General features: G+C 66.6%; 11 protein-coding genes and 1 tRNA gene. 1 reads left to right on the top strand and 11 read right to left on the bottom strand.

Features of this window, described 5'->3' with window-relative positions; translation table 11 throughout:
* The 4 genes from ACM1PE_RS02290 to ACM1PE_RS02275 all read right to left on the bottom strand — a co-directional run bounded on the left by ACM1PE_RS02290 (window position 1) and on the right by ACM1PE_RS02275 (window position 3,264).
* The gene (locus ACM1PE_RS02290; RefSeq protein WP_059375364.1) at window positions 1-471 is read right to left on the bottom strand and encodes a type II 3-dehydroquinate dehydratase; all 471 of its coding nucleotides are present in this window, start codon (window positions 469-471) and stop codon (window positions 1-3) included.
* A gap of 10 nt (window positions 472-481) precedes the next feature.
* On the bottom strand, window positions 482-1,096 hold the full coding sequence (locus ACM1PE_RS02285; RefSeq protein ID WP_118931764.1) for a glutathione S-transferase: 615 nt from the start codon (window positions 1,094-1,096) through the stop codon (window positions 482-484).
* Between the two features lie 15 nt (window positions 1,097-1,111).
* The gene (locus ACM1PE_RS02280) at window positions 1,112-2,110 is read right to left on the bottom strand and encodes an NAD(P)H-quinone oxidoreductase (protein ID WP_251877581.1); all 999 of its coding nucleotides are present in this window, start codon (window positions 2,108-2,110) and stop codon (window positions 1,112-1,114) included.
* 86 nt (window positions 2,111-2,196) lie between these two features.
* Window positions 2,197-3,264 carry an ABC transporter ATP-binding protein gene (locus ACM1PE_RS02275; protein WP_410469165.1) on the bottom strand — a complete coding sequence of 356 codons (1,068 nt, stop codon included), beginning with the start codon at window positions 3,262-3,264 and terminating at the stop codon, window positions 2,197-2,199.
* A 463-nt stretch (window positions 3,265-3,727) separates the two neighbouring features.
* Here ACM1PE_RS02275 and ACM1PE_RS02270 point away from each other — a divergent pair, with 463 nt between their 5' ends.
* Entirely contained in the window at window positions 3,728-4,978 is a 1,251-nt protein-coding gene (locus tag ACM1PE_RS02270; RefSeq protein WP_059375379.1) for a flavin-containing monooxygenase, read from the top strand.
* Between the two features lie 110 nt (window positions 4,979-5,088).
* Here the strand turns inward: ACM1PE_RS02270 and ACM1PE_RS02265 are convergent.
* From ACM1PE_RS02265 to ACM1PE_RS02235, 7 genes are all read right to left on the bottom strand, one after another.
* Window positions 5,089-5,173 (bottom strand) — tRNA-Leu (locus ACM1PE_RS02265).
* A 157-nt stretch (window positions 5,174-5,330) separates the two neighbouring features.
* Complete coding sequence (locus ACM1PE_RS02260) at window positions 5,331-6,320, bottom strand: Bug family tripartite tricarboxylate transporter substrate binding protein (RefSeq protein WP_419342490.1); 990 nt, start codon at window positions 6,318-6,320, stop codon at window positions 5,331-5,333.
* A gap of 100 nt (window positions 6,321-6,420) precedes the next feature.
* Complete coding sequence (locus ACM1PE_RS02255) at window positions 6,421-7,596, bottom strand: alpha-hydroxy acid oxidase (protein ID WP_419342489.1); 1,176 nt, start codon at window positions 7,594-7,596, stop codon at window positions 6,421-6,423.
* Complete coding sequence (locus ACM1PE_RS02250) at window positions 7,593-8,990, bottom strand: VOC family protein (RefSeq protein ID WP_419342488.1); 1,398 nt, start codon at window positions 8,988-8,990, stop codon at window positions 7,593-7,595. Before ACM1PE_RS02250 ends, ACM1PE_RS02255 begins: the two co-directional genes overlap by 4 nt.
* Window positions 8,991-9,070: 80 nt before the next feature.
* Window positions 9,071-10,012 carry a LysR substrate-binding domain-containing protein gene (locus tag ACM1PE_RS02245; RefSeq protein WP_059375512.1) on the bottom strand — a complete coding sequence of 314 codons (942 nt, stop codon included), beginning with the start codon at window positions 10,010-10,012 and terminating at the stop codon, window positions 9,071-9,073.
* 86 nt (window positions 10,013-10,098) lie between these two features.
* Complete coding sequence (locus tag ACM1PE_RS02240; protein ID WP_251877601.1) at window positions 10,099-11,520, bottom strand: YadA family autotransporter adhesin; 1,422 nt, start codon at window positions 11,518-11,520, stop codon at window positions 10,099-10,101.
* Window positions 11,521-11,598: 78 nt separating this feature from the next.
* Window positions 11,599-13,854 (bottom strand): phosphocholine-specific phospholipase C, encoded by a 2,256-nt coding sequence (locus ACM1PE_RS02235; RefSeq protein WP_419342487.1) that lies wholly within the window; start codon window positions 13,852-13,854, stop codon window positions 11,599-11,601.
* Between the last annotated feature and the right edge of the window lie 20 nt (window positions 13,855-13,874).

Below are 13,874 nucleotides of genomic sequence, written 5' to 3'. Positions count from 1 at the left end.
TCAGGCGCTGCGGTTGATCAGGCGGGACATGGCCTCGATGGCCAGCTCATAGCCATCGCCGCCCAGGCCCGCGATGACACCGTCGGCGGCCTTGGAAATGTAGGAATGATGGCGGAAGGCCTCGCGCCGCCAGATGTTGCTCATGTGGACCTCGATGATCCTGCCGGGAAAGGCTAGCAAGGCATCGAGGATGGGCACCGACGAATAGGTCAGGCCGGCCGCATTGATGATGACGCCCTGCGCGCTGCCGCGCGCCTCTTGTATCCAGTCGACCAATTGACCTTCGTGGTTGGACTGGACGAAATTCAGCCGGATGCCCAGCGAGGCGGCCTTGCTTTCGCAACGCTGCTGCAACACGGGAAAGCTGTCGGAACCATAGGTCTTGTTGGCGTCCAGTCCGTAGAGATTGGCGTTCGGCCCGTTGAGAAACCAGACCGTGGAGGAGGTGGAAGGTGCGCTCGGCGTCGTCATGGCGGCGGTCTCAGGCTTCGTTGGGAAGGGTGGCCTGCATGGCAGGCAATTGATTGAACACGGCGAACCAGGCTGTGGCGCGCGGATGCGCGGCGCGCCAGTCCAGCTCGGGAAAGCGGAAATCCAGATAGCCCAGGGCGCAGCCTATGGTCAGGCTGCCGATGTCCGGATGCGCTTGCGGCAGCTCGTCTGCCTGCGCCTCGATTTCCGCGAGACAGGCCCGTACCTTGACCAGCTGCGCCTCGCGCCACTGCGGCCATTGGATTTCGGCCGGCCGGGCCGTGTGTTCGTAGCGCGCCAACAGCGCGGCATCCAGCAGGCCGTCGCCCAGGGCCTGGCGCGTCAATGCCAGCCAGCGCGCCTCGCCCGCCGGAAACAGCTGCGCGTCGCCGGCGGCGCCGGCCAGGTATTCGCAGATCACGCGGCTGTCGTAAAGCGCCCTGCCGTCCGGCAGGATCAGGGTCGGCACCTTGGCCAGCGGATTATGAGCGGCGATGCGCGCATCGCGGTTGACCGGATGCGCCGCGCTGGGCAGCCATTCGATCCGTCCGGCCTGGCCGGTCAGGTGCGCGCAGATCATCACCTTGCGCACGAAAGGGGACGTCGGGGCGTAGAGGAGTTTCAATCCAGTCTCCGATTGTCAGGGTTTGAGGACCAGCTTGCCGAACACCTTGCCGCTTTCCAGCAACTGGTGCGCGCGCACGGCCTCGGCCAGCGGCAGGCTTTGCGCCATTCTGGGCCGGATGCGGCCGGCGGCCACCAGGGGCAGCACGTGGCGCCTGAGCGCGGCGGCCATGCGGGCCTTCTCGGCATCGGTCTGCGGCCGCATGGTCGAGGAATGCAGGCTCAGCTGCTTCTGCATCAGGGTCAGCAGCTCGACATTGACGGCCGATCCCTGCAGGAAGGAAAGACTCACGTGACGCCCGCCGAAGGCCAGCGCCTGCAGATTGCGGCGCACGTAATCGCCGCCGACGATGTCCAGCACCACGTCCACGCCGCGGCCCTCGGTATAGGTCTCGCAGGCCTGCACGAAATCCGTGTCATGAAAACAGATCACCTCGGACGCGCCGAGTTCGCGCAAGGCAGCGCCGCGGTCGCGCTCGCCATCCGTCACGATGACCTTCGCCCCGGCCGCATGCGCCATCTGGATCGCCAGCGTGCCGATGCCTCCGCCGCCGCCGTGAATCAGCACGGTCTCGCCCATGCGCAGGCGGCCCAGCTCGAACAGGTTGTGCCAGACGGTGTACAGGCCTTCCGGCAGGGCGCTCGCCTCGGCGTCGCCCAGCCCCGGGGGCACGGCCAGGGAATGATCCACGCGCGCCACGCACCACGGCGCATAGCCTCCGCCCGCTAGCAGGCTCATGAATCGCTGTCCGAGCAGGGACTCCGGCACGCCGGGGCCGCAGGCGGCCACCTCGCCGCAGGCCTCCAGCCCGAGCACGTCCGTCACGCCCGGCGCTGGCTTGCTCAGGCCCTGGCGCTGCATGATGTCGGGCCGGTTGATGCCGGCCGAAAGCACACGCAACAGCACTTCGCCGGGGCCTGGCGTGGGGACCGGGCGCTCGGCCAGCGCCAACACCGTGGCGTCGCCGGGCTCGCGGGCGATGATGGCTTGCATTTCAAGGGGGATCTGCTTCATGGAGTTTTGCCTCGCGAAAGAATGGAAGCCGGGCGGCTGCGCTGGCGCGGCCGCCGTGCAGGATGGAACAGCGCGGAACCCGTCTTTCAGGACGACGCGTTGAAGACGCTGACCCCGTGACCGGGCAGAGCAAGTCCCGCCACGGCGCCCACGGGCCATTCATGGATGCAGTTCAGGTCGGAGGTGCGCACCATCACGTGCTGGCGTCCCTCCACGGGAATGTGCACCTCCAGGTACAGATCCACGTGGTCGCCCTGGAATACGTGGTTGACGACCGTGCCGCTCAGCACCGACCCGCTATGCAGGGTTTCCAGCTTGATGTGTTCGGGCCGCACATAAAGATCGAGCCGGTGCCCCTCGTGCGAGCCGCCCACCAGGCGGTGGCGGGGAATATGCGTCAGCCCCGCGCCCAGGCGCAGCTGGATGGTCTCCGCGCCGGAGCCGTGATAGTGCGCGGGCAGGATGTTGACGTCGCCCAGGAACGAGGCCACGAACGGGTCCTGCGGATTGCGATACAGCTCGTCGGGCGCCGCGACCTGCCGGATCACGCCCTGGTTCATCACCGCAATGCGGTCCGACATGCTGAGGGCCTCACCCTGGTCATGGGTGACAAAGATTGTCGTCACCCCGAGCTTGCGCTGGATATCCCGGATTTCCACCTGCATGGCGCCGCGCAGGCCCTTGTCCAAGGCGGAAAACGGCTCGTCGAGCAGCAGCACCTTGGGGCGGATCACCAGGGCCCGCGCCAGCGCCACCCGCTGCTGCTGGCCGCCGGACAACTCGCGCGGCTTGCGCTCGCCCAGTCCATCCAGCTTCACCAGGGCCATGGCTTCGCCCACCCTGCGCTCGATCTCGGCGGCCGGCACACGCCGCATCCGCAGGCCATAAGCGATATTGCGCGCCACCGTCATGTGCGGGAACAGCGCGTAGTTCTGGAACACGATGCCGATCTGGCGCTGATATGGCGGCAAGGCCGTGACCGGGGTGTCGTCGATGAAGATCTCGCCCTCGTCCGCGTCGGCAAAACCCGCGATCAGGTTCAGCAAGGTGGTCTTGCCGCAACCGGACGGGCCCAGCAGCGTCAGGAACTCTCCGCTCTCGATCTTCAGGGAGACCTTTTGGAGCACCGCATGATCGCGGTATTTCTTGATCACGCCCTCCAATCGGAGCGCGCTGGGAGTATCGGAGGCAAAGGGGCGATTCGGCATGGCTGCTGCACTCACAAAGTTCGACTTCCCGGCGTGTATGGCTCGGGAAAAGCAGGCGGTGGCCGCATGGCACGCAAGAGAGCGTCCTCAGCGTTCTGGTGCATTCAAGAATACGGCAAGGCCCTTTTCCCAGTGCGTTGCCGATGCTGATGGGGGCCATCGGAAAAAAGAAATCGCGGCATCCCGGACGCCCCGAAGCCCCCCTTTCCGCGCAAACCTGCTCCTTTGCTTTTTCCTAAGTCAGCCGTCCGAAAAACGAAGTTATCAACTCGGGGCTTCAGGGTCACACTGCGTGCCTATCGTTCAGCGCGCCCTTTGATCAAGCGCGCGGTTCGCCGGTCTTCTGTTGCTTGATCTTCGTGTCAGCCTCGAGACGCACCAGGGTCTCGGTAATTTTTAGGATCTTCAAATGTCAATTGAAAAAACCAATACGCTGGTGATCGGCGCCGGTCAGGCCGGCATCGCAATGAGCGAACACCTCGGCGCCATGGGCATTCCGCATATTGTGCTCGAGCGCAAGCGGATCGCCGAACGCTGGCGCTCCGAACGCTGGGACTCGCTGGTCGCCAACGGCCCCGCCTGGCACGACCGCTTTCCCGGCCTGAAGTTCGATGACGTCGGGCCCGACGTCTTCCCGCCCAAGGAGCGCATGGCCCAGTACTTCGAGGACTACGCCAAGATGCTCAAGGCGCCGGTGCGCACTGGCGTCGAAGTCCTGCGCGTGCAGCGCAACGACAAGCGCCCGGGCTTCACCGTCACCACCTCCGCGGGCACCATCGAAGCGCAGCACGTGGTCGCCGCGACCGGCCCCTTCCAGATCCCCACCTACCCGAAGATCGTGCCGCAGGACGCCGGCATCCAGCAGCTTCACTCCTCGGCCTACAAGAATCCAGGCCAGCTGGCCGAGGGCGCCGTGCTCGTCGTCGGCGCAGGCGCCTCCGGCTCGCAGATCGCCGAAGAACTCCGCCAGGCCGGCCGCACCGTCTACCTGTCGGTGGGCGAACACTATCGCCCGCCCCGCTCCTACCGCCAGCGCGACTACTGCTGGTGGCTGGGCGCGCTGGGCATGTGGGATGAGGTCAAGAAAAAGCCCAAGCGCGAACACGTCGCCTTCGCCGTGAGCGGCTACGAAAACGGCAAGACCGTCGACTTCCGCCGCCTGGCGCGCGACGGCATCCAGCTGGTGGGCATCACCACCTCCTATGAGAACGGCGTGCTGCATTTCGCCGACAACCTCGGCCGCGACGTCGCCCAGGGCGACGCCGACTACTTCGAGGTCCTGCGCGAAGCCGACGCCTACATCGAGCAGAACGGCCTGGACCTGCCGCCCGAGCCCGATGCCTGGAAACTGCTGCCCGACCCGGAATGCCTGACCTACCCCATCCTCAGCCTGAACCTGGCCGAAGCCGGCATCAAGACCATCCTCTGGGCGACCGGCTTCAAGGTCGACTTCAGCTGGATCGACGTCGACACCTTCGACGAAAACGGCTACCCCATCCACAAGCGCGGCATTTCCGCCGAAAAAGGCATTTACTTCCTCGGCCTGCCCAACCTCACCAACCGTAGTTCCTCGTTCATCTGGGGGGTTTGGCACGACGCCCGCTATATCGCGGACCATATCGGCATCCATCTGGATTACCTGGCGTACGAGAAGGAATGAGACGATCGGCGGACAGCTTGCCCTAGGCCGAATGCAAAAAACCCGCATCTCTATTGAGAATGCGGGCTTTTTTTGCAGATGATCCCGGTGATGCAGGAACATCGAATTCTTGGTGCCGACGGCGAGACTCGAACTCGCACAGCTTTCGCCACTACCCCCTCAAGATAGCGTGTCTACCAATTTCACCACGTCGGCTAACTTCAACCAGAAAAGCGTGCTTTCCTGGAAAGTCGAACATTCTATCACGCAAATCAGGAATCGGGGGGTTCCGTGCTGCTTTGTCGCTGCAACGCCACCAATCCGTCCCCAAGAACGCTTCTGAGGGGCCGCGGACGGCCCCTTCCCCAGCCTATCAGTTGATCTGCAGATTGGTCGCCTTGACGACCTCGCCCCACTTGCGGGTTTCGCTTTCCATGAAGGCCTTGAACGCTTGCGGCGTGTTGGGCGGCGGGGGCATGAGGAAGCCGTTGGTCTGGTAGCTGGCGGCCAGCGCGGGGTCGGAGGTCAGGGCCTTGTTGATGGCGGCGTTGACCTTCTGGACGATTTCGGGCGGGGTGCCAGCCGGCGCATACACGCCGAACCAGGCCGCCACGTCGAAGCCTTCCACTCCGGATTCGGCGATGGTGGGGATTTCCGGGGCGAACGGCACGCGGCTGCCGGTCGTGACGGCAAGACCCGTCAGCTTGCCCGCGCGCACGTGCGGCAGCAGCGGCGGCAGGTTGTCGAAGATCGAGTCCACTTGCCCGCCCAGCAGGTCGGCCACGGCCGGGCCGCTGCCGCGGTACGGGACGTGCAGGATGTCGATGCCGGTCTTCATCTTGAAGAGTTCGCAGCCCAGATGCGCGGACGAGCCGTTGCCGGGCGAGGCGCAGGTGAGCTTGCCGGGGTTCTTCTTGGCGTAGGCGATGTATTCCTGCACCGACTTGACCGGCACGCTGGCGTTGACGGCCAGGATGTTGGGCACCACGTTCAGCAAGGCGACTGCGTCCAGGTCCTTGAGCGCGTCATAGGACATCCTGGAATAGAGCGACTGGTTGATCGCGGTGGAAATCGATCCGACGAACAGGGTGTAGCCGTCGGGCGCCGAACGGGCGACGGATTCGGCGCCGATGTTGCTGTTTGCGCCGGGCTTGTTCTCGACCACGAAGGTCTGGCCGAACTCCTTGCCCAGCACGTCGGCGATCATGCGCGCGCTGATGTCGGTGGTGCCGCCCGGGGCGTAGCCCACGACCAGCCGCACCGGCTTGGTCGGATAGGCGCCGGCCTGGGCCTGCGCCGGTCCGCTGGCGAGGCACGCCAGCACTGCCGCCACGCCGGCCAGTTTGGTATAGATCTTCTTCATGTTTCCTCCTGTCGAAAACGGATGGGCGCGCATGGAAATGCGCGCCGTTTTTTTGTTGTTGTGCGGGTGCTCCTGCCCGGGGCGGCTGGCGCCGCCCGCGTCAGGCGGTCGCCGCCGGCCGCAAGGGCGCGATCAGGTCCGGGGTGAGGTCGGCCAGCGTCGCGCAGCCGAGCAGCGCCATGTTGGTCGAGATCTCGCTGCGGAATATGTCCGCCACTTTGCGGATGCCGGCGCTGCCGGCCACGGCCGCGCCGAACAATTGGGGCCTGCCGGTGAAGACCATGCGCGCGCCCAGGGCCACGGCCTTGAGCACGTCGGAGCCGCGGCGAAAGCCGCCGTCCACCATGACCGGGAAGCCCGGCGGCACCGCGGCCACCACGTCGGGCAGCGCCTGCAGGGGCGAGATGCAGCCATCCAGCTGGCGTCCGCCATGGTTCGACACGATCACGCCGTCGGCGCCCGCCGCGCAGGCGAGGCGCGCATCGTCGGGATGCATCACGCCCTTGAGCACCAGCTTGCCGGGCCAGTTCTCGCGGATCCAGCGGATGTGCTCCCACGACAGCTTGTCGCGTTCGCCGCGAAAACCGTTGGGCGGGTCTTGCGTGATGGGCGGGCCGATTTCTTCGTACAGGTTCGAGAACCTGGGGATGCCGCTGCCCAGCAGCGTGCGCAGGAAGACGTTGAAGCTCCAGCGCGGATGGCGCATGCCGTCCAGCATCACGCTGGGGCTGAGCTTGAAGGGCACGGTGAACGAGAGCTTCTGCAGGTTCTCGCGGTTGGCGCCCACGCAGGTGTCGATGGTCACCACCAGCACCGGGATCTCGGCCTGGCGCAGCCGCGCCAGCAGCTTGGCGATGCGCTCGGTATTGCCTGGCAGATAAGCCTGGTACCAGCAGCGCTTGCCGGTGGCTTCCTGCAAACGTTCCAGCGGTACGCTGGAAGCGCCGCTGATGATGAACGGAATCTCGGCCTGCTGGGCGGCCTGCGCCAACGCCAGGTCGCACTCATGCATGACGATGGCGGAGAACCCGGTAGGCGCGAACCCCAGCGGCATGGCGTAGCGCTGACCGTAGAGTTCGGCCCGGCTGCTGCGCTGGTCGACCACGCGCAGGCCGCGCGGCCGGAAACCCACGTCGCCCAGCGCGCGCACGCTCTCGGCGAGCGAAGCGCCGTCCTCGGTGCCGCCGCAGACGTAGCCTTCGACGCAGCGCGGCATGATGCGCCGCGCCTCGAGTTCGAAGTCGCGCACGGACAGGCAACGGTCCAGACGGCTCATGCGGCCACCGGCGAGCCGGCCTGCTCGCGCAGCGCCTGCATGCAGGCGGCCAGCGAACGGTCCTGCGTGTCCTGGTAAAGCGCCAGTTCGTCCTGCACCTTGGCGCCCAGGGCCTGCTCGAAAGCGGCCTGGCTGGCGTTCTGCGCGTATTCGGCCTGGGCCTTGTCGCCCAGGTTCGACTGGAAGATGCCGGCCGCGCTGACGGGCAGGAAGTCCTCGTACACCAGCGGCTCGAAGCGGATGTGGCCCTGGGCGATCAGGTCCTGCAGGCCGGCCTCGGGATCCGCGCCTTCCTTGCCGGTCAGGAAATAGCGGAAATAGGCCAGCCCCTGCGCATGCAGCGCGTCGTAGTCATCCGGGAAGGCGGCGAAACAGTCCTGCAGGTTCTGCATGTAGGCCGCGGCATTGCCTTCGTTGGGCGCGCCGCTGATGCGGCTGCGGGCCAGGTCCAGCAACTGGTCGTACAGCGCCCGGCCCTTGCGGGTCAGCGCGACGCCGCGCTGCTCGATCTCGCCGAAGCGCGCCGTGTGGCTGCCGGCCGCGGACTGGCCGTCGGCGCCGGCGAACAGGACCGCTTCCTCCAGCGCCTTGAAGCTGGTCTGGCGCAGCAGGATCGGGCACTTGCGCGGCGGCGGGCCTTCGATCACGGCCTTGGCGGACACGCCGCGGCGGGGCATCTCGGCCTGGGCTTCATCGATGTCCAGCGTGCGCGGGGTCAGGTGGTTGATGTGCGGGCCCTTGAAGGCCACCACGTCGGCGATCAGGCGATGCTGACCATGCAGTTCCTCGTAGTCTTCAAGGCTGACGGTGGCCTCGCTGTGCCAGCGGAAGGTATGCAGGGCTTCTTCCACGAATTCGCGGGCTGCGGCTACATCCAATCCGCCCTGCGCCTCGAAGCGGGCCGCGAGTTCCAGCGTGCGCGCGGTGAAGATCTGGCGCGCGGCCAGGATGCGGGCGGCCTTCTCGCGCAAGGTCTCGTCGGCGATCAGTTCCAGCCGCAGCAGCGAGGTAAAGACGCGGAACGGGCTGGCCTGCAACGAGGCTTCGTGGGTGGCGCGAAAGGCGGTGGAATGCACCGGCACGCCGGCCGGCGACAGATCGTAATAGCCCACCGGCTGCATGCCCATCACGGCGAACACGCGCCGCAGGTTGGCCAGTTCCTGCGCGGTGCCGACGCGGATCGCGCCGTGGCGCTCGATGTCCAGGCGCTCGATCTCGCCGGTGCGCGCCAGTTGCGCGGCCAGCTCGGGCTGCTCGGCCAGCGTCTTGGCGTTGACCTGTGCGACCAGGTCCAGCAGCGTGTCGTACAGCGGCACTTCCGACTTGTACATGTCGGACATGGCGCGGGAGAACCAGGCGCGGATCTGATCCGGATTGACGAAATTCTGACTCATGGCGGGCTCGGCAAATCGGTAAACAAGGATGGCCGCATGAAATCATGCGCTGCGCGCGCAATCAAATGAAAAAAATCGGCTTAATCAGTCCGTTTTTTCATGGATCGCGCGCGCTGGGCGTCGCGCTCGCGCTTGCGTGCGGCCTCTTGTTCCACCCAGGCGACGAACTGCTTGATCTTGGGCACTTCGGCCGAATGCTCGGAGTAGGCGACGAAGTACGCGCCGTCGCTGGGCTGCACATAGTCCCAGGGAATCACCAGCTTGCCGGCCTGCAACTCCTCTTCGGCCAGCAGGCGCGGCGTCAACGCCACGCCGCAGCCGCCCTCTGCCGCACGCACGCACATGTAGAAGGTATCGAAGCGGGGACCGTGGTAGCTGCGGTCGGACTGGAACTGCTGACGCGAGAAGTAGTCGTGCCAGGCTTCCGGGCGCGAAGCGCATTGGATCAGCGCCTGCGCGCTCAGCGCCTCCAGGCTGTCGACCCTGTCACCCGGAAGAAAGCCGGGCGCGCACACCGGCACCACCTCGGCACCGAACAATTCCCGGCACTGGGCGCCCGGCAAGGTGCCATGCCCGAAGAAGAAGGAGATGTCGATCTTGGCCTGCATCAGGTCGAAGGGCCGGGTTTCGCTGCGCACCTTGACCTGGATGTCCGGATGCGCGGCCATGAAGCCTTGCAGCCGCGGGATCAGCCAGCGCGCGCCGAAGGTCGGCTGGGTGCCGATGGTGAGCACCTGGGTCTCGCTGCCGTAGGTCAGGATGTAGCGCGAGGACATGTCCACCTGGTTCAGGATGGCCCTGACCTCGGACTGGTACAAGGCTCCCGCAGGCGTCAGTTGCAGGCGCCGCCGCACCCGCAGGAACAGCGGGTTGCGCAGCAGCGCCTCCAGCTGCGCGATCTGCTTGCTGATCGCGCTCTGGGTCATGTGCAGTTCCTCGGCGGCGCGCGTGAAGCTCATGTGCCGCGCCACCGCCTCGAAACATTGCAGCGCCATCATCGATGGCATCAAACGCTTTTCCATGGGGCCGATCCGGGTATGCCTGTGCTGGCCGCGGCCGGCGTCCCATCGCCGGCCGCAGCGCTTGCGGCATTATCGCAGGCCCAGGCTCACCACTGGTATCCGACCCCCGCCGCGCCGCCGAAATCACCGCGGGACGTGCCGTTGGCCGATACCTTGTAGACCCAGCGCCCGCCGCTGGAAACGCGCGACAGGCCCATGGCGTAGCCCGATTCGCCATTCCAGGTGCCGCCCGCCATGGACAGCATGTTGCGGCCCGGCAGATAGGCCTGCGGCAAGGAAGCCGTCGCCATGGCCGCGGCCACGCCCGCGCTCAGCATGCGCTCCTGGGAATCCAGGTCGTTGCGCAGGTTCTGCACGGAATGCTCGACGGCGCCCACGCGCGCCTCGCTTGCGCTGCTGGCGGCGCGCAGCTGACCCACGTTGACGGCATCGGTGTCCTCGCTGCCTGCCGCCACGCCCGTCATCTGGCGTCCGCCCACGTTCACCTCGCCGGTGGAGTTTTGGGGCCGCGCCATGCCGTAGGCCTCGTAGCCTTCCTGCGCGCCGCGCGCCGCCGAGGACCCCGCCCCCAGCGCCACGCTGTTGCCCGCGCTGGCCACCGCGCCGGCGCCGACCGCGACGCTCTGCGTAGCCGCGGACGAGTCGGCGCCCACCGACACGCTGCGGTCCGCCACGGAACCGCGTCCGGCATTCGAGCCTATCGATACGTTGTCGCTGCCGCGCACACCCGACCCGGCGGCCGTGCCCTGCGCCACGTTGTTGTTGCCGACGACGTCGCGGCCGGCGGCCAACCCGCTAGCCGTATTGCCGTCGCCCTGCACGCCGTAGCCCGCGTAGGCGCCGGCAGCCATGTTGTTGGCGCCGGTCACGTTCTGCCCGGCATTCTTGCCCTGCGCCAGGTTGCCCTCGCCCTCCACGTTCTGGCCCGCGTTCTGGCCCAGCGCCAGGTTGCCGTCGCCGACGACATTGCGGCCCGCTTCCTGGCCGAATGCCGAGTTGCCATTGCCGGTGACGTTGCGGCCGGCGTTGGTGCCATAGGCGGCATTGTTGTTGCCCACCGTGTCCGTGCCGGCCCAGAAGCCAAAGGCATCGTTGTAGTCGCCCGTGACGTTCTGCCCGGCGCTGCGGCCGAACGACTGGTTCCAGCCGCCCTGCACGTTGGTGCCGGCGTAATAGCCGATGGCCTGGTTGGCGTTCTTGCCGCCGACCTTGGAGCCCGCGCCTTCGCCGATCGCGAGGTTCCAGTTGGTGCTCACGTCCTGGCCCGCGCCATTGCCCAGGCCGATGTTGTTGCTGCCTTTCACGTTGACGCCGGCGTTCTTGCCTATGGCGTGATTACCTTTGCCGGTCACGCCCTGGGCGGCGCCCGGTCCATAGCCGAGATTGCTGCCGTCCCACATCACGGGCGGCGCGGTCTGCGCCTGCGCGGCCGATCCCCCGGCCAGCGCACCCACCAGAACCGCCACCGACAAGCCGTTGGCGGCCAGAATTGCGTATGTGTTCTTCATGATCATGTTGGTAGTTTTTTGTTGCGGACGGCCAGGCGCGCACCCCGATGCGCGCCTGGCCCGCTCATGCCTGGGTCATCACAGATGCAGCGCCATGGCGGGGTCGCTGACGCTCGCGCGGCCGTTCTCCATGCGTCCGGCGAAGCGGCGTTCGAAGCCTTCGGCGGTGACGGTGAAGTCGTACCAGTTGCCGCTTTCCTTGATGGACCAGTGGTGTTCGGCGACCTTGCCCGGCTCGACCGCCAGGGTCCAGGGGCCGTCCTTGCGGTAGGCGTTGGATTGCAGGTTCGCCTGCAGGCTGGCGGTGCCGCGGTTGGACACCTTCACGTAGAGCGCGCTGCCGGCCGGCTCGTAGCAGACTTGCACTTCCAAAGCCGCGCCGCGCTGCGTGTTGCCGGAGAAGGTCCGCACGAAGCCGTTGCTGCTGTACACCCACAGGTCATAGTCGCCGCCGGTCCAGGTGTCCGACAGCGTCTTGCCGGCTTCGACGGTGTAGCGCCGCGGGATCAGGTCCAGGTTGCGCTTGTCGTACACATGGAACACCGCGCCCGCTTCGCCCGTGTTGCTGAACAGCAGTTCGACGGCGCCGTCCGCGCCCAGCCGGGCGCTGGTGTGCAGTTCATAAGGCAGCGCGCGCGACAGCCGCGTGCCGGTCTCCTGGAACAGCGGCTGGGGGATGGCGGGCGCCTGCGTCACGGCAGTGGTGGGCAACAGCTTCTGCGCCGCGTTGATCGCGGGATAGTTGCTGGTGTCGGGCAGCGTGGGCACGCGGGGATCGTTGGGGCTGACGAAGTCGAAGCAGGAGGTCAGGTCGCCGCAAACCGCGCGACTCCAAGGACTGATGGCGTCGACCTTGATGTCGAAGCGCTGCTCCAGGAACCGGCCCACGGAGGTGTGATCGAACACCTGCGAATTGACCCAGCCGCCCTTGCTCCACGGCGACACCACGTACATGGGCACGCGCGAGCTCAGGCCCCACGGCCGGATGTTGCCGGTGATCTTGTCATCGGCCTTCAGGTAGTTGCCCACCGAGGCATCGAAGTACTCGCCGTCCAGTGGCACGGTGGACTTGCCCATCAGCACGCCGTTGGCGTCATAGGACGGCACGGCCGGCATGGCGGCGTGATCGAAGAAGCCGTCGTTCTCGTCGAAGGTCACGAACAGCGCGGTCTTGCTCCAGACTTCCGGATTGGAGGTCAACGCGTCCAGCACGTCGGCAATGAAGTCGGCCGCGCCGGCCACGCCTTCGCTGCTGCCCGGATGCTCGGCCAGCGCCTGGGTGGGCAACACCCAGGACACCTGTGGCAAGGTGCCGTTGGCCACGTCCTGCTTGAGCTGCGCCAGGAAATTGACGGCGCCGTCGTTCTTCTCGGGGCCGCCTGTCAGGCCGTGCTCATAGATCGGCGAACCCGGCTGTGCGGTGCGGAAGCTCTTGAAGGCCAGGCAGCCATGCATGGCGCCCGTCCAGTTGTTGTTCATGTTCTGGTAGATGTGCCAACTGACCCCGGCGCGCTGCAGCAGGTCGGGCAAGGTGTCCCACTTGAAGGCGCTGTTCTTGTACTTGTAGTTGTAGACGCCCGTCACGGGGTCGACCTGGCCCGAACCGTCGGCCAGCTGCGCGCGGCCCGCGACCCAGTTGGACGGGCTGGGCCAGCAGCGCGAGTTGACGGGCTCCGAATCGGTATCGGTGCTGTTCACGCCCAGCTTGCGCAGCTCGGGATTGGCATTGGCGCCCGACCAGAACACGATGCGGTTGGGATCGGTGCCGGTCAGGATGGAACAGTGGTAGCCGTCGCAGACGGTGAAGGCATCGGCCAGCGCGAACTGGTACGGAATGTCCTCGCGCATGAAGAAGCCCATGGTGGCCTGGTTCTTGTACTGGATCCACTGGTCCATCTTGCCCTGGTTCCAGGCCGCCTGCTGGTCGGGGAAATTGTGCGGCGTGCCCGATCCGATCAGCGCGTTGCTGGTCCTGGAATCGCGGCGGAAGGGCTGGATGTCCTGGCCGCCCTTGGGGTCGGGCTGGAAGAACACCGACTTGCCGCTGGCCAGCGGAATCGGGAAGCGGTCGCCGAAGCCGCGCACGCCGCGCATGGTGCCGAAATAGTGGTCGAACGAGCGGTTCTCCTGCATCAGGATCACGATGTGCTTGATGTCCTTGATGGTGCCGCTTTCGACCGCCGCGGGAACCGCCAGCGCGCGCTGGATCGAGGCGGGCAGCAAGGCCATCGCCGACAGGGCGCCGGCCGCCTGGGCCGAGGCGCGGAAGAACTGCCGGCGGCCCGGAAAGGCCGGGGACACGCTGGCGGAATGCGAGGGGTAGGTCTTGGTCATGGGGCTACTCTTGCGTTGGG

It is taken from the genome of Achromobacter sp. PD1 (genome assembly GCF_048541815.1).
Taxonomy (GTDB): domain Bacteria; phylum Pseudomonadota; class Gammaproteobacteria; order Burkholderiales; family Burkholderiaceae_B; genus Achromobacter; species Achromobacter bronchisepticus_A.
Note: the sequence above shows the minus strand (reverse complement) of the source record. Positions and strands in the feature narration are given on the sequence as shown.

Coding starts and splice junctions, on each gene's coding strand:
- ACM1PE_RS02235 (WP_419342487.1), bottom strand. CDS start 13,854: ATGACCAAGACCTACCCCTCGCATTCCGCCAGCGTGTCCCCGGCCTTT.
- ACM1PE_RS02245 (WP_059375512.1), bottom strand. CDS start 10,012: ATGGAAAAGCGTTTGATGCCATCGATGATGGCGCTGCAATGTTTCGAG.
- ACM1PE_RS02250 (WP_419342488.1), bottom strand. CDS start 8,990: ATGAGTCAGAATTTCGTCAATCCGGATCAGATCCGCGCCTGGTTCTCC.
- ACM1PE_RS02280 (WP_251877581.1), bottom strand. CDS start 2,110: ATGAAGCAGATCCCCCTTGAAATGCAAGCCATCATCGCCCGCGAGCCC.
- ACM1PE_RS02290 (WP_059375364.1), bottom strand. CDS start 471: ATGACGACGCCGAGCGCACCTTCCACCTCCTCCACGGTCTGGTTTCTC.
- ACM1PE_RS02240 (WP_251877601.1), bottom strand. CDS start 11,520: ATGAAGAACACATACGCAATTCTGGCCGCCAACGGCTTGTCGGTGGCG.
- ACM1PE_RS02270 (WP_059375379.1), top strand. CDS start 3,728: ATGTCAATTGAAAAAACCAATACGCTGGTGATCGGCGCCGGTCAGGCC.
- ACM1PE_RS02255 (WP_419342489.1), bottom strand. CDS start 7,596: ATGAGCCGTCTGGACCGTTGCCTGTCCGTGCGCGACTTCGAACTCGAG.
- ACM1PE_RS02260 (WP_419342490.1), bottom strand. CDS start 6,320: ATGAAGAAGATCTATACCAAACTGGCCGGCGTGGCGGCAGTGCTGGCG.